Source organism: Curtobacterium sp. 24E2 (assembly GCF_016925595.1).
Lineage (GTDB): Bacteria > Actinomycetota > Actinomycetes > Actinomycetales > Microbacteriaceae > Curtobacterium.
Window position 1 is genome coordinate 3,095,947 of record NZ_CP068987.1, and the last position, 22,374, is coordinate 3,118,320.

Genomic DNA, 22,374 nt, shown 5'->3' on the forward strand with positions numbered 1-22,374 from the left:
GCTCCCTTAGAGTTGTCGGTCGATGGACGCACAACAGCCTACGGGGTCGGCCGCGGGGTCCCAGGACCCGCTCGACACCTCCTCCGACGCCGCGAGCGGCGCGGTCCCGACCAGGGGTCGGCGCGCCCGCGTGCTCACCGCGGTGAAGTGGGTGGCGGCCGTCGTGGCCTTGGCGTTCCTCGTCTGGAGCATCGCGCGCCAGTGGGACGCCATCGCCCGCGACTTCGGCCGGCTCGACGCGCTCACCGTCCTCGTCGGCATCGTCTTCACGATCGTCGCCCTGTTCGCGAACATGCTGTCGTGGCGCGCGATGATGGCGGCCAGCGGGTACCACGTCCGGCTCGCCGCAGCGTCGTCCATCTTCTTCGTCGGCCAACTCGGCAAGTACATCCCCGGCGGCGTGTGGTCGATCGCCGCCCAGGCCGAGCTCGGGCGGGCGCACGGGCTCCAGCGCACCGGCAGCGCCGTCGCCGCGCTCGCCTCGATGCTCGTCAGCATGGTCACCGCCGCGATCGTCGGGATCATCGCGGTGCTCCTCGCGTCGTCGACCGGGTTCGCGACCTTCTGGTGGCTCATCCCCGTGATCGTGGTCGGGCTCGTGTGCCTGACGCCGCCCGTGCTCGGTCGGCTCATCGCGCTGGCGTTCCGTGTGCTCCGCCGTCCCGCCCAGGACACCACGCTCACCTGGTCCGGCACGGCGATGTCGCTGATCTGGTCGCTCGTGATGTGGGTGGCGTACGGCGTGCAGGCGACCGTGGTGCTGCGGGTGTTCGGGGCCGACTCGCCGACGCTGTTCCCCGTGGCCGTCGGCGCCTACGCCGTGGCGTGGCTCGTCGGGTTCGTCGTCGTCATCGCCCCGGCCGGCATCGGGCCGCGTGAGGGCATCTTGGTGCTCCTGCTCGGCAGCGTCGCCGGCGGCTCTGCCCCCTCGCCCTCGCCGTCATCAGCCGCGTGTTCATGACGATCGGCGACGTCGTCCTGGCCGGTGCCGGTGCGGTGCTCGCGGCCCGGCACCGTCGGGTGACGGCCGCCGCCGCGCGTCGCGGCGGCGCTCCGGTCCCTCCCCGAACCGACTGATATGGTCGGCTACCGACCGCGCCGTGCGCACGGCAGCACCACGAGGAGGCGCACCGCATGACCACTCTGCACGTCGTCGTGGACCAGGTCGTCGCACCGGTCCCGGGCGGGATCGGTCGCTACGCCGAAGAGCTCACACGTCACCTGATCGACAACGCCCCGGCCGGCTGCGACGTCGCCGGCATCGTGTCGGCGGTCGGCCGCGACGAGCTCGCCCACATCCGCACGCTCCTGCCCGGACTGGTGGAACTCGACCGCCTCGCACTGCCGCGCCGTGAGCTCTCGCTCGCCTGGCAAGGCGGAGTCGTCGGCGGCGTCGCGAAGGGCATGGTGCACGCACCGAGCGTCCTCGCGCCCCTGGTGAAGCACAACCGCTTCCAGGACCCGGGCCGCCAGACGGTCGTCACCGTGCACGACACGGTGCCGTGGACCAACCCGGAGACCCTGACGCCGCGCGGCGTCCACTTCCACAAGGCGATGGTGAAGCGGGCGTGGAAGCACGCCGACGCCGTCGTGGTGCCCACCCACGCGGTCGCGAGCGCCCTCAACGAGATCCACCGGTTCGACGAGCGTCTCCGGGTCATCGGCGGCGCGCCGAGCGGCAGACTCCGCCTGCCGGTCGACGCCGACGTCCGCGCCGAGCGGCTCGGCCTGCCTGACCGGTACGTCCTGGCGGTCGGAACCCTCGAGCCCCGCAAGGCGCTCGCGTCGCTGATCGAGGCGCTCGCCCACCCGGACGCCCCCGCCGACATCCCCCTCGTGATCTCCGGACCGGACGGCTGGGGCGACGTCGACGTGTACGGCACCGCCGAGCGCGCCGGACTGTCGCGCGACCGGGTGAAGGTGCTCGGCCGCATCGACGACGCCGACCTCGCCGTCGCGTACGACCGTGCCACCGTCTTCGTGTTCCCGAGCCTGGCCGAGGGGTTCGGGCTGCCCGTCATCGAGGCGATGAGCTTCGGGACGCCGGTGGTGCACTCCGACGACCCGGCCGTGGCCGAGGTCGCCTCGGACGCCGGGGTGACCGTCGCCCGCGGGCCGCGGGAATCGTACCCCGAGCGCCTCGCGCAGGCCGTCTACCAGGTCGTCAACGACCCGCTGCTGGCCGGTCAGCTCGCCGTCGCCGGACCCGACCGAGCCCGGATGTACGACTGGGCCGACTCGGCCGCCGAGACCTGGCAGCTGCACGCGGACCTCTGAGGCGGTCCGACCGCCCGGACCGCGTCAGCCCGTGTACGAGTACGTGGTGACCCAGTCGATGTACAGGTGCCCGACGCCGCCCCAGTTGCCCACCTGGAACATGTACCGGTGCGCGGTCGTCGGGACGTCCTTCGTGACCGTCTTGATGACCTTGCCGTCGAGGGAGTACGACACCGACTTGCCGGGGATCCACTCGATCGAGTAGGTGTGCCACGACCGCCAGGTCGTCCCGGTGCTCAGGCTCGTCGCCGTCGCTTCGCGACCGGGGGTCATCGAGTGGTGGTGAAGCATCGGCGCGGTCTCGAAGTTCGACTCGGGGTAGTCGATCTCGCCGTCGGACCACGTGTCCGAGGACGGCCAGAGCATGAACGCGGCGCCGTTCCCGTTGCCTCCGGCAGCCATCGCACGGACGGTGAACTTCCCGCCCTTGTGGCCCCACGCTCCGGTCGGCGACCCGAAGGTGCCGGCGGCGCCGCGCTTGCCGTCGAGCCGCACGTCCATCGTGCCGTTGATCGCGCTGATCTGGGTCCCCGAGTAGTACATGCCGCCCGTGCCGTCCGGGTACGGCTGCCACGACTTGGCGTAGGACTTCGCGAACTTCCCCTTGGCTGCGGCGGTGGTCCGGAAGTCCTCGCGGAAGGTCTGTGTGAACTTGCCGATGTTGCCGACCGGTGCCGAGGTGGTGGCTGCCGTCGCGGTGGTCCCCTGACCGAGCGGCCCCGCGACGAGCGCGGCGCTGAGGAGCACGACGGTGAGTGCGGCTCGCTTCGTGGCGCGTTTCTGCATGCGTTGTCACTCCCTGACGTGACGGTCAGCACCCGTTCCCGTGGGTGCCGGAGGGCCGGATCTCGGCCTCACGCGGTACAAGGTAGTTGTCGAATGCAGCCAGCGCGCGGGGTTGACAGGGCCGCTTTATCCCCAGTACGCGGGGGTTGCAGACCGTTCCGTCTGCCACCGTGAGGACCCGTTCAGCACGTCGTCCGTCCCCCGTCCGGGGGCGCGATCCGGGTCGACGACAGCCATCAGAGCGAGTCGCGGAGCCGCGTGGCCTTCTCCTCGACCAGGCGCTCGAGCCCGATCGCGTACTCCGCCAGACGTGCGGCCACGGCGGGCTCGGAGGACCCGATGATGCGCGCGGCGAGCAGTCCGGCGTTCGCCGCGCCGTTGATGGCCATCGTCGCGACGGGGATGCCGGCGGGCATCTGCACGATCGACAGCAGGGAGTCGAGGCCGTCGAGTCGGGCGAGCTGCACGGGCACACCGATCACGGGGAGCGTCGTCATCGACGCGACCATGCCCGGCAGGTGCGCCGCACCGCCGGCCCCGGCGATCACGACGCGGATGCCACGGTCGGCGGCACCGCGGGCGAACCGGGTCATCTTGTCGGGCGTGCGGTGCGCCGACACGACGTCCGCCTCGAACGGGATGCCGAGCTCGGCGAGGATGTCCGCCGCCGCGCGCATCGTCGGCCAGTCGGAGTCCGACCCCATGATGATCGAGACGAGCGGCTGAGCGGGTGCGGCGGTGTCGGTCACGCGGACGAGCCTAGCCGAGCAGCACCCGGCGCCAGGCGTCGTCCTCGCGGCCGATCGTCCGCTCCCCGTGACCCACCGGACGGCCCGTTCGTCGGCCGTCCCGCGCTCGACGGCGGCACGCACGGCGTCCCGCCAGGCTGCGGGGTCGTCGGGGACGGCGACGGCTCCGTGCGCCCGGGCCAGGGCGTACGACGGCCGGTCCGAGACGACCGCGGGGAGCCCGAGCGCGGTGTACTCCAGGAACTTCAGGTCGCTCTTGGCACGGTTGAACTCCTCGTCGCGCAACGGGGCGACACCGGCACGCCACCGTTCGCGGTGGGCGACGAGCCAGCGGGAGAACGCGGGGTAGTGGCCGTCCGGCACCTCGACCCGGCGGAACCAGTCGGCACCGCCCTCGGCGGTCACCCCGATGACCTCGAGCCGGATCGGTGTGCCGTCCGCGGTCGTCAGGTCGGTGAACACGTCGCGCAGGAGTTCGAGGTCGGCGGCGTGGGTGAGGGTGCCCATGTAGAGCACCCGGTGCTCACCGTCGGGGCGATCGTCGTCGTGCTCTGCGGCGCCCGGCGTCCAGAGCCCGGGGTCCAGGGCGTTCGGCACGACCGTGACGTCGCGGGCGACCGGGCGCACGACGCCGGCGAGTTCCGGTGTGCTCACGACCACGGTGTCGGCGCCGCGGACCAGCGCGTCGATCGAGGCGAGTCGGTCCGGGTCGTACTCGGCCCGTGCGAGCCGTCGGCGCCCGGAATCGGTGAAGAAGTCGTCGTCGACCTCGCCGACGACGCGGACCCCGCGGGCTGCGGCGGCGTCGAGGAACGGCTGCACGGCGTCGCGCGGCAGGATGTCGCGCTGCACCAGCACGGCGGCGTACGCGGTGGCGTCGGTCCCGTCGACGAACGCCACCGGGTCGACCTGGCGGACCGCTGTCGTGCCGCTCGCCGCCAGGTGCTCGGTGCGCCGGACGACGCGCACGTGGGCGGACGCCGGGTGCGCACCGTCCGCACCGGCGACGACGTACCCGAGCACCGGCAGCGGCGCACGAGCGGGCACCGACGACGGCTCGGGGCGGGGCGGCGTGCCGACGACGGCGCGACGGAGTCGGCGAGCGGCCCGGCGGACGAGATCACGTGGCATGCCGCCATCCTCCCGCACCGAGCCACGGGCGCGCCCACACGCGCCACGCCCCAGGCGCGCCGTGCCTCAGCGCACCCGCACCGTCGCGCACCCGAGCGACGTGTCGCCGCCCCGGCCGATCCCGACCGCGGTCAGGCACACCGATCGGCTGCCGGCTGCCACCCGCACCACGCCGTCGAACCCGTGCTGCGCACCGCCGCCGTGCACCCGGTCCACGTCGCTCCGCTTCCGGTCGGCGACCACGGTCCCGACGACCGAGCCGCCGACCGTCACGCGCACGGTGACCGGACGCTCGAGGGCGTCGCGGTCGAAGGTCCAGCCGCGGACGCGCACCCGGCCGGCCGCGTCGGAGGAGACCGCGTCCCGCCGACCGACCGGGGCGGCGACGGGCACGGTGACCGTCCGGCACGGGCTCGACACGCGATCGGCACCCGGCCCGACGTTCCGCGCGACCGCGCAGACGGTGTGCTTGCCCGCACCGGCCGTCACGGTCCCCGCGAACCCGTGCGACGGACCCGCTCCCCAGGTGCGGTCGACGTCGGCCCGCGCACGGCCGGCCGACAGGGTCGACACGGCCTTCCCGTCAACCGTGAACGCGACGGCGGTGGTGCTCGTCACGTCGTCCCCGTCGAAGGCCCACCCGCTGACCGCGATGCCGCCGACCGCGACCTGCGCCGACTCGAGCGCGACGGACGGGTCGTGCCGGTACGCCCGGACGGACGCGCAGCCGAGCGTCGTGTCGGAGCCGGCGCCGGTGTTCACCGCCGTCACGCAGACGCGGCGCATGCCCTCGGCGGCCGGGACCACGGCCGAGAACCCGTGGGCCCGGCCCACCCCGGCGACTGCGTCGACGTCGGGTCGGTCGCCGTCCGCGCTGGTGGCGCCAGCCGCCGCGCCGTCGACGGTCGCGCGCACCTGGACGGGCTGCGTGGGGTCGTCCTCGTCGTAGGCCCACCCCAACACCCGCACGCCACCCCGGTGCCGGCGACGACCTCGAGCGATCCCCGGGGCGCCAGGTCGGCCGCGGGTGCGCCGAGTCGGGCGTTCGCGACCAGGGCCTGGGCGTAAGCGGACCACCACGTGCCCGCGGCCGGGGCACCGTCGCAGGTGCCGTCGCTCGCGCCGGGGGTCTTCACCCACAGCAGGGCGTCGAGGGCGGTGCCGTCGGCGACGACCCGGGGCGAGGTGCCGAGCCCGGCGCCGGGACCGTTGCACCAGTTCCCCCGCCAGCCCTGGCTGTTCCGCGAGGTGTCGATCACGTAGTGCGAGCCCCCGGTCGCCGCGGACACCTTCTGCGCGTAGGCCTGCTCCTGGGCGGTCGGGTAGTAGTTCGCGACGTTGGTGAAGAACCCGCGGGCCTGCTGCACGCCCGCGCTGTTCAGCCGGGCCGCCATGGTCGCCGGCGGCACCCAGTTCGAGTTGCCGGCGTCGAGGTACGCCGGCACGCCTGCGGCGGTGAGCCCGGCGACGGTGCGGGAGAGGATCCGGTAGCGCTGTTCGTCGAGCGTGGTGCTGCACTTCGCGTTGCTGAGCATCGCGAGCGAGTCCGGCTCGACGACGACGGCGGCGCGGTGTCCAGCGAGCGCGGCGGTCACCTGGTCGACCCAGGCGTCGTAGGAGGCTTCCGAGAACCCACCGGCGGAGTACCCGCCGCAGTCCCGGTCCGGGATCGCGTACAACACGAACACCGGGGTGGTACCGGAATCGTCGGCGCCGGTGACCGCAGCGCTGATCGTCCTGGTCAGCTGGGCGCCCTGGGTCCACTCGCCGAGCCAGGTCGCGACGGGGTACCGCGCGATCGTCGCGGCCGCGGCGGCACCGGCGGGGTCCGATGCGGCGAGCGCGGTGGCCGCCTTGGCTGCTTCGCTCGTCGGCGACCGGTACGGACCGGCACCGTACAGCGACGCAGCCGATGCGGACCGGATCGTCGTGGCGGACGTGGCAGCGGACGCGCCGGTCACCGGCAGCAGGGTGCCGACGAGGGCGGTGAGTGCGACGGTGGCGCCGCAGAGGACAGCACGGCGCGGACGGCGGCGCATGGACACACTCCTCGGACGATCGACCCCTGACCGGTCCATGGGAACACGGGCCGTGCGCGGGTCACCACCCGCCAGTGCGGGTGCCACCCGAGCGGGTGTCGGCAGTCCTGGGGACGCGCCGGCCGCCCTGGACGCGACCCGCCGACGGACGGGAGGCCCGTGGCGGCGTCGCCACGGGCCTCCCGCCACCGGCAGGGCCGGACCGCCGCTGGCGCGCCGTTCCGGGACCGGCGGCGTGGGCCCAGTCCGTCATCCGCCCGGTCGACGGACCCGGTGTCAGTCGTCGAAGTGCGCCGCCGCTGCGCGCGCCCGGTAGACGACGTCGTCGACGTCGTCGCCGATCACCGTGACGTGGCCGATCTTCCGACCCGGGCGCGGTGCCTTGCCGTAGAAGTGGTACTTCGCCTCGGGGAACGCCTCGAGCGCAGCCGGGTAGCGGGCGGCGAGGTCGCCGTCGGCCGGTCCGCCGAGCACGTTGATCATCACGGCGGCCCGGGCGAACGACCCGGTGGCACCGAGCGGCAGGTCGAGGACGGCACGCAGGTGCTGCTCGAACTGGCTCGTCGTCGCACCGTCGATCGTCCAGTGCCCGGTGTTGTGCGGGCGCATCGCGAGCTCGTTGATCAGGATGCGCTCGTCGTCGGTCTGGAACAGCTCGACGGCCAGGACACCGGTGACCCCGAGCTCCTCGGCGATCCGGACCGCGATCGACTCGGTCACGTCGGCGATGCGTCCGGCACTGTCGGGTGCCGGGGCGATGACCTCGGCGCAGACCCCGTCGCGCTGCACGGTCTCGACGAGGGGCCAGGCGACGACCTGACCGGAGGGCCGTCGGGCGACGGACTGCGCGAGTTCGCGGGTGAACGGCACGAGTTCCTCGGCGAGCAGCGCCTGGCCGCCACCGGCCTCGGCGACGGCGATGAACCAGTCGTCGACGTCGGAGGGGTCCGACACGACCCGGACGCCCTTGCCGTCGTAGCCGCCGCGCGGCGTCTTGACGACCGCACGGCCGCCGTGCTCGTCGAGGAACGCGCGGAGCTCGTCCGGGTCGTGCACCGCCGCCCAGTCCGGCACGGGCAGGCCGAGCTCGCTGAGCTTCGTGCGCATGGTGATCTTGTCCTGGGCGACGGCGAGCGGGCCCGGGCCTGGGCGCACGGCGACGCCGGCGTCGACCAGGGCGCGCAGGACGTCCTGCGGCACGTGCTCGTGGTCGAAGGTGACGACGTCGACGTCGCGGGCGAACGCCAGGACGGTCTCGACGTCGTGGTAGTCGCCCTCGGCCGTGGCGGCGATCGATGCCGACATGCCCGGTCCCTCGGCGAGGACCCGGATGTCGATCCCCAGCTCGACGGCGGCCGGCACCATCATCCGTGCCAGCTGTCCTCCGCCGATGACCCCGACGCGCAACGCCATGCTGTGTGATCCTTCCGGCGTTCACACCGAGCGGTGAGAACGCGTTGCCTACAATCGCTGTTCGGGTCGCGCTGTCGTGCACGGCCCGTGACAACTCTACGGATCCTGGAGGGCACGTGCGGCGCCTCATTGCCCAGCTGGCACGCTTCGGTGTGGTCGGCGCCGTCGGCTTCGTCGTGGACACCACGATCTTCAACGTCCTGCGGGCGACCGTGCTCAACCCGGACGAGGTGCACTCCGGGCCGTTCTGGGCGAAGGTCGTCTCGACCGTGGTCGCCATCTTCGTGAACTGGATGGGCAACCGCTACTGGACGTTCCGCGAGCAGCGCCGTGCCGTCGCCACCCGCGAGGGCATCGAGTTCGTCGTCGTCTCGCTGGGCGGCATGGTCATCTCGCTCGGGTGCCTCGGGATCTCGCACTACGTCCTCGGCTTCACGTCGGCGCTGGCGGACAACGTCTCCGGCAACGTGATCGGACTCGTGCTCGGGACCGCGTTCCGGTTCTGGCTCTACAAGGTGTGGGTGTACCACCCCGAGCGCGGCGGTTGGGCCCGGGACGCCGCCACCGTCGTGACGCCGGTCGACGACACGTCGATCGCCCCGGCGCCCCGGTCCGAGGTCTCCGGCCAGTAGTCTCGACGCGATGCAACACGCACCGCACCCCGTCGTCACCCGGTCGGAGGCCGTGCGGATCGCGGTCCTCACGGCGACCTTCGGCCTCTGGCTCGTCCTCTGGGCACTCGTCGTGCCGGCGTTCCAGGCCCCGGACGAACCCGCGCACTTCGACGCCGCGCTGCACGTGGCGACCGGCTCCGGCTGGCCGGCCCCCGGGACCCTGCACGTGTCGAACGCCGTGCGGGCGGCGCAGCAGGAGCAGGCTTCCGGCGAAGCGTCCTCGTGGTCGACCGTCGACGCGCTGCTCGCGGCACACCCCGGTGACTCCGAGACGGTCGACCAGATGACCCAGCACCCGCCGACCGCCTACGTCGCCGATGCACTGGTGCTCCGGGTCTTGCACCACGGCTCGCTCCGGTGGGACCACGCGCTCGTCGGACTCCGTCTGTTCGACGCCGCCCTGGTCACGCCCGTCGCCCTGCTGACGTGGGCTGCCGTCCGCAGGGTGACCCGCTCGCCGCGGGCCGCCGTCTTCGGCGCCCTCGCACTCTTCGCGGTGCCGCAGCTCGCGTCGATCGGCGCTTCGGTCACCAACGACGCACCGGTGCTGCTCTTCGGCGGACTCGTCGTGTGGCTCGCGTCCCGCGTGCTGACCGGTGACCTCCGCCGTCGCACGCTGCTCCGCCTCGGTGTCACGCTCGGTGTCCTCGTGGCGACGAAGGGCACCGGGCTGCCCGCGATCCCGTTCGTGGCGCTCGTGGTGCTGGTGGGCGGGGCAGGGGCAGGAGGCCTGTCCCTGGCCGCCCGTCTGCTCCGGACCGCGGGCACGCTCGCCGTGGCGGCGGCGCTCGGCGCGTGGTGGTGGGTCCGCAACCTCGTGGTGTTCCACACCCTGCAGCCCGACGGCTACGCGGCGATCCGGCCGGACCGTCCCTTCCCCCGGGTGAGCACCCGTCGGTCCCGCACTTCGCGGACGTCAGCTTCGGCACGCTCGCACGCACCTTCTGGGGCTCCCCGGGCAACGGGCCCAGGTCAGCATCGGCGACACGCTCACCGCCGTGCTGACCGTCGTCGCCCTCGTCGTGGTGCTCGGTTGGGCGTTCCGCCGCGGTGGGACGGCGATCCCGGCGCGGTGCCTGGCCGTCTTCCCCGCACTCCTGCTGCTCCTGCAGACGGTCAGCAGCGCGCAGGCGTACCTGCGGACGACCGAGGTCGCGGGGACGCAGGGCCGCTACGTGTTCCCGGCGATCGTGTGCCTCGTGGTCCTCAGCGCGATCGCGTGGCGACGGCTCCCCCTGACCGGTGCGGCGCGGACGGCGACCGTGCGGGTCCTCGCCGTCGGTCTGCCGACGGTCGGGCTGTGGGGACTCGTCGTCGTGTCCGGCTGGTTCTGGAACGCCGCACGGGGGCCGGTGTCCGCCGCGAGCGTCGACCGCTACGAGGCGGCCGGGCCGGTGCCGTTCGCGGTGGTCGTCGTCCTGGCGGTCCTGGTCGCCGTCGGACTGACCGTCGGCGTGCAGCAGGCGTGGCGGGTCCGGCCGGTGCCGGTCAGTTCCCCGTCCCCGTCCCGGTGACCTGGATCACGTCGACCGAGCAGGACTGCACCGGAGCGCCCTTCTCGTCGGAACACACCTGGTACACCGGGAACGTGCCGACGACGGGCCCGATGGCCGAGTAGTCGCGGACCTGCGGGTTGCGCGGGTTCGTGTAGTTGAGGAAGTACTGGATGCCGGCTTCGCGGAGCAGGGCGACGAACGCCGGGTCCTGGTAGTCGTACGCCTGCCCGTCCTCGCCGTACATCTGCGCCCCGAGGCGGAACGCGATGAGCACCGTGTTGCGGGTGTTCGTGCCGAGGATCTTGCTGCCGGCCGGGATCACGTCGGCCGCACGCAACGACTCGACGAGCGGTTCGTCCGGGTGGACGACCCCGCCGAGCACCTGCCCGGCCGGGAACCCCGTCGGGCGGACCGCCAACGTCGAGAACGGCGCCCTGACGTTGTTGACGTTCTGACTGTACGAGGCGACCACGAGCAGCACGCACGCGAGCACCGCGACGACCTGTCGGACGCGGCGGCCGCGACGTGCCGCCCGCCAGAACGTCGGCAGCAGCGCACCGGCGACGAGCACCGACCCCGTGAAGAGCGGCAGGTAGTACCGGGCGTTGCCGCCCAGCGTGTCCACCGTGGCGATGCCCGCGTACCCGAGCAGGTACACGCCGGAGAAGATCCCGACGATGCTCGCGAACACGAACCGCCGGTAGTGCACGACACCCGCGATCGCCGCCCCGACGAACACGACGCCGATGCCCAGCGCGAAGGGCGCGAACGACCCGATGCGCGCGAAGTAGAACGGCAGCGCCTCGAGCCGTTCCTGGACGTAGTAGGTCAGCTTGCCGACGAGCGTCGTCGTGCTGCTCTCGACCGGTTCCGCGACGGGGGTGCCGGCGGGCAGGCGGATCGGCAGCTCCCGCTCGGCGGAGAACACGCGCGACTCGTAGAGCGACGGCGTGCGGTCCTCGTTCGGCGAGACCGCCAGGTCGTTGGGCGGCGACGGGATGCGGACGTCGTCGTAGTCGGAGCCGGACGCGTCCGAGAACTTCTTCGAGACGTTGACGGTCAGCGACGATCCGAGCTCGACGCCGCCGAACTTGGCCGACAGCGCGATGACCCAGGGAGCGGAGAGCACCACCACGGCGACGAGCGCGACGGTCGGGAGCAGGAGGGAGCGGAGTTCGCGCGCGTCACGCCGGTCCTGGAACCAGCGGACCAGTGCCCAGACCGGGACGACCACCAGGAACACCGGGACCAGGAACGCCTTCGTGAAGTACCCGAGCGCGCAGACGAGGCCGATGACCACGGCGGCCAGGAGGATCCGAGGGACGGACCCGTGCCAGGCGCGGTCGGCGGCGAGCAGCGACCACACGAAGACGAGCCCCCACGCCAGCACGAGGGTGTCCGGGGTCTGCAGTGCCACGTTGGCGATCATGAGCGGAGCGGTGGCCACGATCGACCACGCGGCCGTCCAGCCGTTGCCGGTCGTGCGGAGCAGCAGCCAGGCTCCGATGCCCATCACCGCGATGCTCGCGCCCAGGTTCACGATCGCGAACGCGGTGCTCGGCCCGGCGCCCAGCAGCATCACCGGTGCCATCAGCCACGACGCCATCGGGGACCAGTACCCGTTGACGGCGTCCGCCCAGTGACCGCCGGCGTACTGCTCGGCGATCGACATGTATGAGATGCCGTCGATGTTGGTCACCTCGAGCCGCGTCCGGTACGCGACGATGCCCACCAGTACCGACGCGACGACCAGGAGCGCCCCGTTGCCCACGAGCGATGCGCGCGACGGCCGGCGGCCCTCGTGGAATGCGCCGACCTGCCGCCGGCGCCCGCGCGGCCGTGCGAGCGGTGCCGCGGCGTGCGCGACGGCGCGTGGCCCCACGGCGGACTCCGTGTCCGCGCCGGTCACCTCCGGTGTCCCGGCCGTGGTCACGTCCCCCGTCGTCGCGATGTCGCTCAGCGCCCCATGCCGCGGTACGTGAAGCCCGCTGCGGTCCAGGCGTCGCGGTCGAGGCAATTGCGGCCGTCGATGACGACCGGGCTCGACACCAGGGACGCCACCGTGGTCGCGTCGAGCTCGCGGAACTCGGTCCACTCGGTCAGCACGAGGACCAGGTCCGCGCCGGACAGCGCGTCCGCCGCCGTCTCGACGAAGTCGAGCTCCGGGTGCACGCGACGCGCGGTGACGACGGCCTCGGGGTCGTAGGCCGACACCGTGGCACCGAGCTCGTGCAGGCGCGCGGCGATGTCGAGGGCGGGCGAGTCACGGACGTCGTCCGAGTTCGGCTTGAAGGCCAGGCCGAGCACCGCGACGCGCTTGCCGGTCACGACCCCGCCGAGCAGCTCCTGCGCCAGCTCGACGACGTGGGCGCGACGGCGCAGGTTCGTGGCGTCGACGTCGGCCAGGAACGCCAGGGACTCCCCGACGCCGAGCTCGTTCGCCCGCGCCTGGAACGCGCGGATGTCCTTGGGCAGGCACCCGCCGCCGAAGCCGAGGCCGGCGTTCAGGAACTTGCGGCCGATGCGGGCGTCGTGGCCGATGGCGTCCGCGAGCGCGGTGACGTCGGCGCCGGCGACCTCGGCGATCTCGGCCATCGAGTTGATGAACGAGATCTTCGTGGCGAGGAACGCGTTCGCACTGATCTTGACGAGCTCGGCGGTCGGCAGGTTGACGACGAGTCGCGGGGTGCCGGACGCGAGCGCCTCGGCGTAGACCTCGTCGAGGGTGTCGACGGCGGCCTGTCCGGCGGCACCGTCCGGCACACCGTAGACGAAGCGGTCCGGGCTGATGGTGTCCTGCACGGCGAAGCCCTCGCGCAGGAACTCGGGGTTCCAGACGAGCGTCGCCCCGGGCACGGCCTCGGACACCTCGGCGGCGAGGCGCGCGGCGGTGCCGACCGGGACGGTCGACTTGCCGACGACGAACTCGCCGGCGGACAGGTACGGCGTGAGCGCGGCGACCGCGGCGTCCACGTAGGTCAGGTCCGCGGCACCGGTCGGGCTCTGGGGCGTGCCGACGGCGAGGAAGTGCACGCGGGCACCGGCGACCTCGGCCATGTCCGTGGTGAAGCGGATCCGACCCGAGGCGAGCGCTTCGGTCAGGATCTCCGGGAGACCGGGTTCGAAGAACGGGGCCTCCCCGGCGGCGAGCCGCTCGATCTTCGTCGGGTCGACGTCGACGGCGACGACCTCGTGTCCGAGCTTGGCCATGGAGGCGGCGTGCACGGCACCGAGGTACCCGCAGCCGATGACAGAGATACGCACGTCGAAGACGGTACCGGTTTCTGATCGAAGTCACACACTGGCCGCCCACCGGGTCGCGCCCGCGGTCAGGCGCGGACGTCGCCCCACGGTGGTCGGTCCGGCCCGCCGACGATCTCGTCCCAGTCCGGTTCGCGGTGGCGCCGCCGGGCCTCGTACGCCTCGACCAAGTCGTGCAGGACGGCCACCACGAGGTCGGCGTGCGGCACGTCCGCGAGCACCACGGCGGGGTCGTCGCCCGGGAACACCAGGACGTCGCCGGAGCGGAACACGCCCTGGAGTCCGCGCCGGCGCACCGTCACGTCGTACCCGCGGGAGTGCAGGAGCTCCTGCCGGGTGCGTGTGCCGAGCCCGTGCACGACGACGAGCCGCCGGGTCGTGACGACGTACCGCTCGGACATCCACCGGAACAACGGCACGGCGCCGCCCAACACCACGAGCACCACGACGAGTCCGGCGACGACGGCGTTCAGCCACGCCAGCTGCGCCTGGAACACGCCGAACCCGAACCCGCCGGCGACCACGACCAGCACGACGAACACCGCCGGGCGCACGAGCCGACGAGCGTGCGGTCGCAGGCGAGCGACGACGCGTTCGGGCGGCGGCTCGGCGGTCATGCCGTCATGCATACCGCAGGTGGGTGACGTCCCCCACGGCGACGCCCCTGGAGGCGCCCGCTCGATCCCGGATCGTGATGCGGCCCTCGTCGTCGATGCCGGTGGCGTCGGCCTCTTCCACGGTGCCGTCGGGCAGCTCGAGGCGGATGCGGCGACCGATCGTGCCGCACGCGGCACGGACGTGCGACCGGACCGACTCGGCGGCGGGACCACCCGTGACCAACGCGGCCACGGCCTCCAGGACGGCTGCCCGGAAGGCGGACAGGACCGCATCTGCCAACGCGCGGGCGTCGTCGACCGCGCCGGCCACGAGCAGCGACGTCGACGTCGGGGTCGGCAGGCGGTCGGCGGGGATCGTGAGGTTCACGCCGGCGCCGATCACGATGCTGCCGTCGGAGGCGACCTGGCAGAGGATGCCGCACACCTTGTCGCCTGCGACCTGGACGTCGTTCGGCCACTTGACGACGACGTCGGCGTCGGCGGGCAGCACCCGAGCGATCGCGTCGCGCATGGCGGCCCCGGCGACGAGGGGCAGCCAACCACGGTCGTGGTCGGCGAGGTCGGCGCGCACGAGCAGGCTCGCGGCCAGCGCCTCGCCCGCCGGTGCACGCCACGTGCGGTCGAGGCGCCCCCGGCCCGCGGTCTGGTGGAGCGTCGCGACCACGCTGCCGTGCTGCTGCTCGGGTGCTGCGGCGAGCAGGTCGGCGTTGGTGGAGCCCGTCTCGTCCGGGACGGTGAGGGTCGCGCCCGTCGACCGGACCGCTTCGCTGGTGGCGGGGAACGACGACGACGGGGATGTGGACATGCACGCAAATGTACGGGCAGGAACCGTGGGGTCCTCCAACCGGCCCCGACCTCGCCGCCGGTAGGGTGAGCGGGTGACTTCAGGAGACACCCCCGATCTCTCGACGACGGCAGGCCGGCTGGCCGACCTCCGCGAGCGGTACCACGAGGCCGTGACCGCCGCGGGCGAGTCCGCGATCGCCAAGCAGCACGCCAAGGGCAAGGGCACCGCGCGCGAACGCATCGAGCAGCTGCTCGATGAGAACTCCTTCGTGGAGTTCGACGAGTTCGTCCGGCACCGCACCACCTCGTTCGGCATGGACGCCAAGCGCCCCTACGGCGACGCGGTCGTCACCGGCGTCGGCACGATCCACGGCCGCAACGTCGCCGTGTACGCGCAGGACTTCACCGTCTTCGGTGGCTCGCTCGGCGAGGTCGCCGGCGAGAAGATCATCAAGGTGATGCAGCACGCGCTGAAGACGGGCGTGCCGATCATCGGCATCCTCGACTCCGGCGGGGCCCGGATCCAGGAGGGCGTGGTCGCGCTCGGCAAGTACGGCGAGATCTTCCGCCTCAACACCCAGGCGTCCGGCGTCATCCCGCAGCTGTCGATCATCATGGGCCCGGCCGCCGGCGGCGCGGTGTACTCCCCGCGCTCACCGACTTCGTGATCATGGTCGACAAGACCAGCCACATGTTCGTCACCGGCCCCGACGTCATCAAGACCGTCACCGGCGAGGACGTCGGCTTCGAGGAGCTCGGCGGCGCGCAGACCCACAACGCGGTCTCCGGCGTGGCCCACTACCTGGCCGAGGACGAGTCCGACGCGCTCGACTACGCGCGCTCGCTCATCGGGTTCCTGCCGGACAACAACCTGTCCGACGCCCCCGCCTACGACGTCGCCCCCGAGCTCGAGACCACCGACGCCGACCACGAGCTCGACGTCGTGATCCCGGACTCGACGAACCAGCCGTACGACGTCACCACGATCATCGAGCACGTCGTCGACGACGGCGAGTTCCTCGAGGTCCAGCCGCTGTTCGCGCCGAACATCCTGATCGGCTTCGGCCGGGTCGAGGGCCGCACCGTCGGCATCATCGCGAACCAGCCGCAGGCCATGGCCGGCACGCTGAACATCGACGCCGGCGAGAAGGCAGCCCGCTTCGTGCGGTTCTGCGACGCGTTCGGCATCCCGATCCTGACCCTGGTCGACGTGCCCGGCTACCTGCCCGGTACCGACCAGGAGTGGACCGGGGTCATCCGGCGCGGCGCGAAGCTGCTGTACGCCTACGCCGAGGCCACCGTCCCGCTCGTCACCGTCATCACGCGCAAGGCCTACGGCGGCGCGTACATCGTGATGGGCTCGAAGCAGCTCGGCGCCGACATCAACCTGGCCTGGCCGACCGCCGAGATCGCCGTCATGGGCGGTCAGGGCGCCGTCAACATCCTGTACCGCGCCGAGATCAAGCGCGCCGAGGAGTCCGGCGAGGACGTCGCAGCGGTCCGCACGAAGCTCGCGAACGAGTACACCTACAACGTCGCGTCGCCGTACCTGGCGGCCGAGCGCGGTGAGCTCGACGGCATCATCCAGCCGCACGCCACCCGCGTCTCGGTCATCAAGGCCCTGCGTGCCCTGCGTGGCAAGCGTGCGACGCTGCCGCCCAAGAAGCACGGGAACATCCCCTCTGATGGGCCGGCACGCAGCTCCGGTGCCCTCGGACGAGCCCGCCTCGGTGGCCGACGTCCGGGTGGTCTCCGGCGAGCCCACCCCCGAGGAGCTCGCAGCGGTCGTGGCCGTGCTGCAGCGCCAGGCCGACGAGGCCGCGGCGGCCGGGCGCGCCGAGGTCGTCGACGAGCCGCGGACCGGGTGGCAGGCGTCGGCCCGCGGTCTGCGTCGTCCGCTCGACCACGGCCCCGGCGCCTGGAGCCGATCGCTCCGCTGACCTCCGCTGACCTCCGTTGGCCTCCCTGTACCCCTGGTGTCCCCGACCCGATGGGCGTTGCAGGCTGCACTTCCCGGTCGGTATCCCCTCGCACGGGGGACACGAATCGCCCAAGAGGGCCGGAAATGCCGAATTTGTCCCCCATAATGACGACTGACACCGGGGTTGTGGGTTGGCATAGTTACTGGTGTTCGGTGTCCTTCAACGAAGAACATCGCAGGTCGGTGGCCGACTAGGGTACGACGCCACCGCCCGCTGCGAGGCAGGGCGACATTCGGGTTGTCGCTCAGCCTCGGGTCGTGAACGGGCCGGTCGGATACGACCGGCCCGTTCCCGTTTCCGGGGGCGTTCGCGCGCACCCCATCCGCGACACTCCACGCGTCGAACGACTCGTGCGTTGTCGGAATGATCGCGTCAGCCGTCGGCGCCAGCCCGGCGCGACCACGTGTCAGCCGGGAGGCCCGTGGCGGCGCCGCCCCGCGCCTCCCGGCCGCTGCGTCCCGCGTCCACTGCCGCGCGCGCCACTTTCGCGACACTCCACGCGTCGATCACCTCGTGGTTCGTCGGACGACACGCATGCACCGGGCGCGAGCTCGAGCAGGCGCTGCGCGCCTCAGGCGGGCTCGTGCCGCGGGATCTCGAGCCAGAGGGCCACGGAGTCGTCCTCGTCGCCGTCGTCGTCCTCCATGCTCGCTCCGAGGGCTGCGGACTCGCTCGCGGCCGTGTCGAGCTTGAGCCCGACGACCGTGACCGCGGAGTCGGACCCCTCGCTGACGGTGCGGACGATGACGTTGTCGGCCTCGCGGGCCTGGCGGAGCGCCTCGGCGATGCGGGCGTGGATGCGGCGGACGTCGTCGACCTCGAGCTCGTCGAGACCGCCGTCGTCGTGCAGCTGCACCGTCGCTCCGCGGCGGCGCAGGCGCATGACCTCGTCGCGGACGTCCTCGGACAGCAGGGAGCGGCCGCGGATCTCGTCGCGGATGGCCTGCTCGAGGTGCAGGCACTCGGCCCGGTCCGCGTCGTCGAGGTCACCGCACGAGTCGATGATCCGCTGCAGCATCGGCAGCGCCATCCGCGTGGTCTGGCTCAGGCGGAACTGCCGCTCGAAGACGTGGGCGTCCTGCGCCGCCTGCCAGTCGGCGGTCTCCTGCTCCGCACGGACGAGCTCGCGGGTGTTCCGGATGGCACGGTTCATGGCGATGGCGAACACCGTGGCGATCGCGACCCAGGCCACGCTGCCGAGCACCCCGAGTGTGCCGAGCGCGTCGAGACCGGCCCAGGCGACCGTGTACACCGCGAGGAACAGGACCCCGGCCCAGGCGAACGGGCCGCGTCCCCGCACGACGAGCACGACCATCAGCGTACCGACGGCCGCGATCCACCACGTGGCGGAACCCGGACCGTTCGCCAGGTCGACGACCGGCGCCGCGACGAGCGGCATCACGATCGCGGTGGCGAGCGAGAAGCACGCCGTCCAGACCGGCAGGACCTTGCCGGGCACGAACAGCGCGAGGCCGGTGGCCGCGGCGTAGAGGACCATGCAGGCGATGACGGGGCCGACGTCGTGCACGCGCTGCAGCGACGCGACGGCGAGGACCAGGTGGTACAGGGAGAACAGCGACGCCAGGCCGAGCGCGATGCTCGCGGGCAGGGAGACCCTCATGCTCCGGCTCCCGTCGCCGGGAGCGTGGACGGCGTGGTCGGCGACCAGCGCAGCTCGATGCGCGTGCCCTCGCCCGGGGCGCTGTGCACCTCGGCACGGCCGTCGACGGCGGCGACGCGCTCGATGATCGACCGCCGCACACCGAGTCGCTCTGCGGGGATCGTCGCGACGTCGAAGCCGCGACCGTCGTCACCGACCTCGACGTGCACGCCGTCGTCGTGCTGCTCGACGCGGACCCACCGGGCGACGTCGGGCCCACCGGCGTGCTGGACGCTGTTGACGGCGGCCTGCAGTGCTGCTGACGCGAGGGCATCCGCGACCGACGCCGGCAACCGGACCGAACCGGCCGGGGCCGCTACGAGCCGGACGGGCGCCGCGAGGGCACCGATCCCCTCGCCGATGCGGGTGCGGAGGTCGGCGAGCGTGACCGGGGTGTCGTCGTCCGGGCCGTCGGCCGCTGCGGCCTCGAGGTGGTCGATGGCGTTCCGTGCCATGCGGGCGGCGAGGGTCTTCGCCTCGAGTGTGTCGGCCCGCGCGGCGGAGAGCAGCGTCGTCAGCACACTGTCGTGCACGATCGCGTCGACCTGCACGCGCTCCACCTCGACCGCGTGCTCGCGGATGGCGAGCGAGTACCGGCGGACCGCGGTCGACTGCGCCGTGTCGACCGACGACGCTGCCCGGCGGAGGACCACGGCGATGACGAGCACCGCACCGCTGAGCAGCGCCGTGTACACGCCGTCGAGCAGCGCACGGACGAGCCCGGCGTCGCCGCCGACCGGGGTGAGCCGGAGGACGACGTAAATCGCCGGTACGAGTGCGGTGTAGATCGTGGCCCGCCAGGTGGCGAAGCCCATGGCGGCCGCCGTCGAGCCGACGGTGCAGAACCACCACGGCCACGGCTGCTGCGTGGACGGGATCGAGTCCTGCACCGTGAGCGGCCACGTCGTCAACGCGACCAGGAAGAGCAGGGCGCACAGGATCTGCGCGAACTGCGCCACCCGCGGCACGAACGCCGAGACCCCGACCAGGACGAACGACGCCCCCAGCGCGATCGCGACGACCGGGCCCCAGAACGGATCGAGGTACGGCAGCTGGGCGAGGACCGCCGGGGTGTCGACGATGCCGAGGCCGACCGCGGTCATCGCCAGCAGGATCGCGAAGGCACGCTCCACCGACGCCTGCGTGATCGACGCTCGGACGCTGCGCGACGGGTCGGCACCGAACGGCGCGCCGTCACCGAAGCCGACCGGTTCGTCACCGGGAGCACGACCAGAGCCTGCTGAGACGCGCCCGGCCTGGCCCGTCGCCGGACGATCGCCGACCGACGCCGCACCACCGCCGACCGACCCGCGGCCGAAGCGCCGACCGGTTCCCCGACCGGCCCCCGGGCCGCTCCCCGGCGCGACGCCGGCTCAGCCGCGCTCGCCATCGTGTTCAGCGACCGTCGCCGTCGGGGTCGATGCCCGAGTCGAGCCCGGGGAGGATGCCGTCCTCGACCGCCCGTCGCAGCAGGTCGACCTTCGTCGGGGCCGGGCGACCGACCTCGACGTACTTCACGCGGATGCGGTCGAGGTACTCACGAGCCGTGGAGTACCCGATGCCGAGTTGCTGCGCCGCCAGCTTGAGCGGCAGACCCGAGGCGTACAGGTGCAGGATCTCGCGCTCGCGTCGGCCGAGCTGGGCCTTCGCGAAGTCCCGGTCGGCGTCGATGGCGCTCGCCCACTCGAGGTTGTTCAGCACGTCACCACGGGCGACGGTGGCGACCGCTGCCATCACCGTCTTCGTGGCGGACGACTTCGGGATGACACCGGCAGCCCCTGCTGCGAGTGCCTCACGGACGTTGGCGACGCGGTCCGCGATGGAGTGCACGAGCACGGCGGAGCCGGTGCCCTGCACACCCTTGACGTTCTCGGTGACGGTCGAGCCGTCACCGAGGGACAGGTCGAGGACGACGACGTCGACCTCACGCCCGTCGAGGTTCTGGACGTACTCGGGCACGCTCGCGGCGGTGAGCACCACCTCGAAGCCCTCGTTCTGGCACGCCGCCTGGATCCCGAGTCGCACGGACTCATGGTCGTCCACGATCGCGACCCGGACCGGCCTGGTGGCCGTGCCCGACGTCTCGGCTGCGGTTGTCGTTCCTGCTCCCACTGTGGCCTCTCGTTCCGATGCGCGTCCCCGGCCCCTGAAACCGGATCGCCATCAGCGCCCAGGATACCCAGGCTGGACTCAGGTCCGGGGAAACCGGACGCGCCACGCGGACGAAACCGCCCGGTTGCCCGTCAGCGCGCGGGTGTCAGGCGCGCCACGGCCTCCATGTGGTGCGTGTGCGGGAACAGGTCGAACGCCCGCAGCGCCTCGAGCTTGTACCCCAGGTCGGCGAACGTCGCGACGTCGCGGGCGAGCGCGACGGGGTCGCAGGCGACGTAGACGACCTGCGACGGGTGCAGGGCCGCGATCTGCTCGACCACCTGACGACCGGCGCCGGCGCGCGGCGGGTCGAGGACGATCGTGCCGGCGCTGAACCGGTCCTTCTCGGCGCGCGAGGCGTTCGCCACGGTGTTCGCGAGCCAGCGGTCGACCCGTCCGGTCTCGGCGCGCGCACCGAGCCACTCGGAGAGGTTCTCCTGCGCGTGCTCGGTCGCGCGCGCGGCGCTCTCGACGCTCGTGAGGCGCGCCTTCGGGCCGACGAGGTCGCCGAGCGCGGCGGCGAGCAGGCCGACACCGCCGTACAGGTCCAGGTGGGTGCCCTCGGGGTCGAGTCGGTCGCGGTCGACCAGGTCCTGCACGGCCTCGGTGAGCACCGACGCCGCGGCACGGTGCACCTGCCAGAACCCGTTGTCGTCCACCTCGAAGGTGCGCTCCCCCACGACCTCTGTCACCACGGTGGGCTTCTGCTCGTCGATGACCAGGCGCGCGCCCTCGGAGCCACTGGGTGCCAGCACGTCGATGACCGACGACCCGGGCATCACGCCACGGCCCAGCGGCGCACTCTGCTGCACGGCGTCGTTCGCGAGCGGCAGGCTGGTGACGGGGATGACCGAGTGCGAGCGTGCGGCGAACGGACCGGCGGTACCGTGCTCGTCGACGTGCAGCCGGACCCGGGTGCGCCAGCCGAGGCCGTTCGCGGCGTCGTCGCCGGGTGCGGCCTCGACGACCACGTCCGTGCCGAGCACCGACGTCAGGTCCGTGTGCGCGAACCGCGAGAACGAGTCGACGAGCACGTCGTGCTTCAGCGTGCGCTGGTGCGCGAGGGCGATGTGGCCGAACTCGGCACCGCCCGGGCGCGTCTCGGGGTCGCGGTCGAGTGCGGCCTCGGCCCAGACGTGGTCGACGCGGTGCTCGCTCGGGGTGACGACGCTGACGGTGTCGGCGCGCCAGAACGACTTCTTCCGGTCCTCGGTCACCCGGGCGACGACGCGCTCCCCGGGGATCGCGTCGGAGACGAAGACCACCCGGCCTTCGTGCCGTGCCACCGAGATGCCGCCGTGGGCGATCCCGGTGACGTCGAGTTCGAGCAGCGTTCCGACGGATTCACCCAT

18 protein-coding genes and 2 pseudogenes are annotated in these 22,374 nt (G+C 72.7%); 7 read left to right on the top strand and 13 right to left on the bottom strand.

Annotated features, from left to right (window positions below; all coding sequences use genetic code 11):
- Positions 1 to 22: 22 nt before the first annotated feature.
- Positions 23 to 961: a lysylphosphatidylglycerol synthase transmembrane domain-containing protein gene (locus tag JN350_RS15105; RefSeq protein ID WP_205462700.1), complete on the top strand. Its 939-nt coding sequence runs from the start codon at positions 23 to 25 to the stop codon at positions 959 to 961.
- A 173-nt stretch (positions 962 to 1,134) separates the two neighbouring features.
- The gene (locus JN350_RS15110) at positions 1,135 to 2,277 is read left to right on the top strand and encodes a glycosyltransferase family 4 protein (RefSeq protein WP_205462701.1); all 1,143 of its coding nucleotides are present in this window, start codon (positions 1,135 to 1,137) and stop codon (positions 2,275 to 2,277) included.
- A 24-nt stretch (positions 2,278 to 2,301) separates the two neighbouring features.
- On the opposite strand, the gene JN350_RS15115 is transcribed toward JN350_RS15110, so the two are convergent.
- From JN350_RS15115 to JN350_RS15135, 5 genes are all read right to left on the bottom strand, one after another.
- Positions 2,302 to 3,063, bottom strand: a complete 762-nt coding sequence (locus tag JN350_RS15115; protein WP_205462702.1) for a glycoside hydrolase family 16 protein — start codon at positions 3,061 to 3,063, stop codon at positions 2,302 to 2,304.
- A gap of 236 nt (positions 3,064 to 3,299) precedes the next feature.
- A complete protein-coding gene (gene purE / locus JN350_RS15120) occupies positions 3,300 to 3,767 on the bottom strand; it encodes a 5-(carboxyamino)imidazole ribonucleotide mutase (protein WP_240347746.1) in 468 nt (155 codons plus the stop codon).
- Between the two features lie 1,242 nt (positions 3,768 to 5,009).
- Entirely contained in the window at positions 5,010 to 5,750 is a 741-nt protein-coding gene (locus tag JN350_RS15125; protein WP_205462703.1) for a hypothetical protein, read from the bottom strand.
- The gene (locus JN350_RS15130; RefSeq protein ID WP_205462704.1) at positions 5,711 to 6,982 is read right to left on the bottom strand and encodes a glycoside hydrolase family 6 protein; all 1,272 of its coding nucleotides are present in this window, start codon (positions 6,980 to 6,982) and stop codon (positions 5,711 to 5,713) included. The genes JN350_RS15125 and JN350_RS15130 overlap by 40 nt, the downstream gene beginning before the upstream one ends.
- Before the next feature lie 276 nt (positions 6,983 to 7,258).
- A complete protein-coding gene (locus JN350_RS15135; RefSeq protein ID WP_205462705.1) occupies positions 7,259 to 8,395 on the bottom strand; it encodes a 5-(carboxyamino)imidazole ribonucleotide synthase in 1,137 nt (378 codons plus the stop codon).
- 116 nt (positions 8,396 to 8,511) lie between these two features.
- Here JN350_RS15135 and JN350_RS15140 point away from each other — a divergent pair, with 116 nt between their 5' ends.
- From JN350_RS15140 to JN350_RS19735, 3 genes and pseudogenes are all read left to right on the top strand, one after another.
- A complete protein-coding gene (locus JN350_RS15140; RefSeq protein ID WP_205462706.1) occupies positions 8,512 to 9,027 on the top strand; it encodes a GtrA family protein in 516 nt (171 codons plus the stop codon).
- A gap of 10 nt (positions 9,028 to 9,037) precedes the next feature.
- Positions 9,038 to 9,868 (top strand): annotated as a pseudogene (locus JN350_RS21115) (DUF2142 domain-containing protein); the annotation flags it as partial.
- Between the two features lie 199 nt (positions 9,869 to 10,067).
- Positions 10,068 to 10,583 carry a hypothetical protein gene (locus tag JN350_RS19735; RefSeq protein WP_240347354.1) on the top strand — a complete coding sequence of 172 codons (516 nt, stop codon included), beginning with the start codon at positions 10,068 to 10,070 and terminating at the stop codon, positions 10,581 to 10,583.
- Here the strand turns inward: JN350_RS19735 and JN350_RS19740 are convergent.
- The 4 genes from JN350_RS19740 to JN350_RS15160 form a co-directional block, all read right to left on the bottom strand.
- Positions 10,558 to 12,447 carry a hypothetical protein gene (locus tag JN350_RS19740; protein WP_240347355.1) on the bottom strand — a complete coding sequence of 630 codons (1,890 nt, stop codon included), beginning with the start codon at positions 12,445 to 12,447 and terminating at the stop codon, positions 10,558 to 10,560. The two genes, JN350_RS19735 and JN350_RS19740, sit on opposite strands and share 26 nt — an antisense overlap.
- A 74-nt stretch (positions 12,448 to 12,521) precedes the next feature.
- The gene (locus tag JN350_RS15150) at positions 12,522 to 13,829 is read right to left on the bottom strand and encodes a UDP-glucose dehydrogenase family protein (RefSeq protein WP_205462708.1); all 1,308 of its coding nucleotides are present in this window, start codon (positions 13,827 to 13,829) and stop codon (positions 12,522 to 12,524) included.
- Positions 13,830 to 13,894: 65 nt separating this feature from the next.
- Complete coding sequence (locus JN350_RS15155) at positions 13,895 to 14,443, bottom strand: PH domain-containing protein (protein ID WP_205462709.1); 549 nt, start codon at positions 14,441 to 14,443, stop codon at positions 13,895 to 13,897.
- 4 nt (positions 14,444 to 14,447) lie between these two features.
- The gene (locus tag JN350_RS15160) at positions 14,448 to 15,248 is read right to left on the bottom strand and encodes a biotin--[acetyl-CoA-carboxylase] ligase (protein WP_205462710.1); all 801 of its coding nucleotides are present in this window, start codon (positions 15,246 to 15,248) and stop codon (positions 14,448 to 14,450) included.
- Positions 15,249 to 15,321: 73 nt separating this feature from the next.
- Between JN350_RS15160 and JN350_RS15165 the strand changes: the two are divergent.
- Positions 15,322 to 16,910 (top strand): annotated as a pseudogene (locus tag JN350_RS15165) (acyl-CoA carboxylase subunit beta); the annotation flags it as partial.
- Positions 16,911 to 16,914: 4 nt separating this feature from the next.
- Positions 16,915 to 17,169, top strand: coding sequence for an acyl-CoA carboxylase subunit epsilon (locus JN350_RS15170; protein ID WP_205464481.1), 255 nt, complete (start codon positions 16,915 to 16,917; stop codon positions 17,167 to 17,169).
- A gap of 613 nt (positions 17,170 to 17,782) precedes the next feature.
- On the opposite strand, the gene JN350_RS15175 is transcribed toward JN350_RS15170, so the two are convergent.
- The 4 genes from JN350_RS15175 to JN350_RS15190 all read right to left on the bottom strand — a co-directional run bounded on the left by JN350_RS15175 (position 17,783) and on the right by JN350_RS15190 (position 22,374).
- Positions 17,783 to 18,832: a hypothetical protein gene (locus JN350_RS15175; RefSeq protein ID WP_205462711.1), complete on the bottom strand. Its 1,050-nt coding sequence runs from the start codon at positions 18,830 to 18,832 to the stop codon at positions 17,783 to 17,785.
- Entirely contained in the window at positions 18,829 to 20,004 is a 1,176-nt protein-coding gene (locus JN350_RS15180; protein ID WP_205462712.1) for a sensor histidine kinase, read from the bottom strand. Before JN350_RS15180 ends, JN350_RS15175 begins: the two co-directional genes overlap by 4 nt.
- Positions 20,005 to 20,266: 262 nt before the next feature.
- Positions 20,267 to 20,983, bottom strand: a complete 717-nt coding sequence (locus JN350_RS15185) for a response regulator transcription factor (RefSeq protein ID WP_111086608.1) — start codon at positions 20,981 to 20,983, stop codon at positions 20,267 to 20,269.
- A gap of 131 nt (positions 20,984 to 21,114) precedes the next feature.
- The gene (locus JN350_RS15190; protein WP_205462713.1) at positions 21,115 to 22,374 is read right to left on the bottom strand and encodes a class I SAM-dependent RNA methyltransferase; all 1,260 of its coding nucleotides are present in this window, start codon (positions 22,372 to 22,374) and stop codon (positions 21,115 to 21,117) included.

Coding starts and splice junctions, on each gene's coding strand:
- JN350_RS15170 (WP_205464481.1), top strand. CDS start 16,915: ATGGGCCGGCACGCAGCTCCGGTGCCCTCGGACGAGCCCGCCTCGGTG.
- JN350_RS15175 (WP_205462711.1), bottom strand. CDS start 18,832: ATGAGGGTCTCCCTGCCCGCGAGCATCGCGCTCGGCCTGGCGTCGCTG.
- JN350_RS15115 (WP_205462702.1), bottom strand. CDS start 3,063: ATGCAGAAACGCGCCACGAAGCGAGCCGCACTCACCGTCGTGCTCCTC.
- JN350_RS15130 (WP_205462704.1), bottom strand. CDS start 6,982: ATGCGCCGCCGTCCGCGCCGTGCTGTCCTCTGCGGCGCCACCGTCGCA.
- JN350_RS15155 (WP_205462709.1), bottom strand. CDS start 14,443: ATGACCGCCGAGCCGCCGCCCGAACGCGTCGTCGCTCGCCTGCGACCG.
- JN350_RS15105 (WP_205462700.1), top strand. CDS start 23: ATGGACGCACAACAGCCTACGGGGTCGGCCGCGGGGTCCCAGGACCCG.
- JN350_RS15190 (WP_205462713.1), bottom strand. CDS start 22,374: ATGGGTGAATCCGTCGGAACGCTGCTCGAACTCGACGTCACCGGGATC.
- purE (WP_240347746.1), bottom strand. CDS start 3,767: ATGGGGTCGGACTCCGACTGGCCGACGATGCGCGCGGCGGCGGACATC.
- JN350_RS15110 (WP_205462701.1), top strand. CDS start 1,135: ATGACCACTCTGCACGTCGTCGTGGACCAGGTCGTCGCACCGGTCCCG.
- JN350_RS15135 (WP_205462705.1), bottom strand. CDS start 8,395: ATGGCGTTGCGCGTCGGGGTCATCGGCGGAGGACAGCTGGCACGGATG.
- JN350_RS15160 (WP_205462710.1), bottom strand. CDS start 15,248: ATGTCCACATCCCCGTCGTCGTCGTTCCCCGCCACCAGCGAAGCGGTC.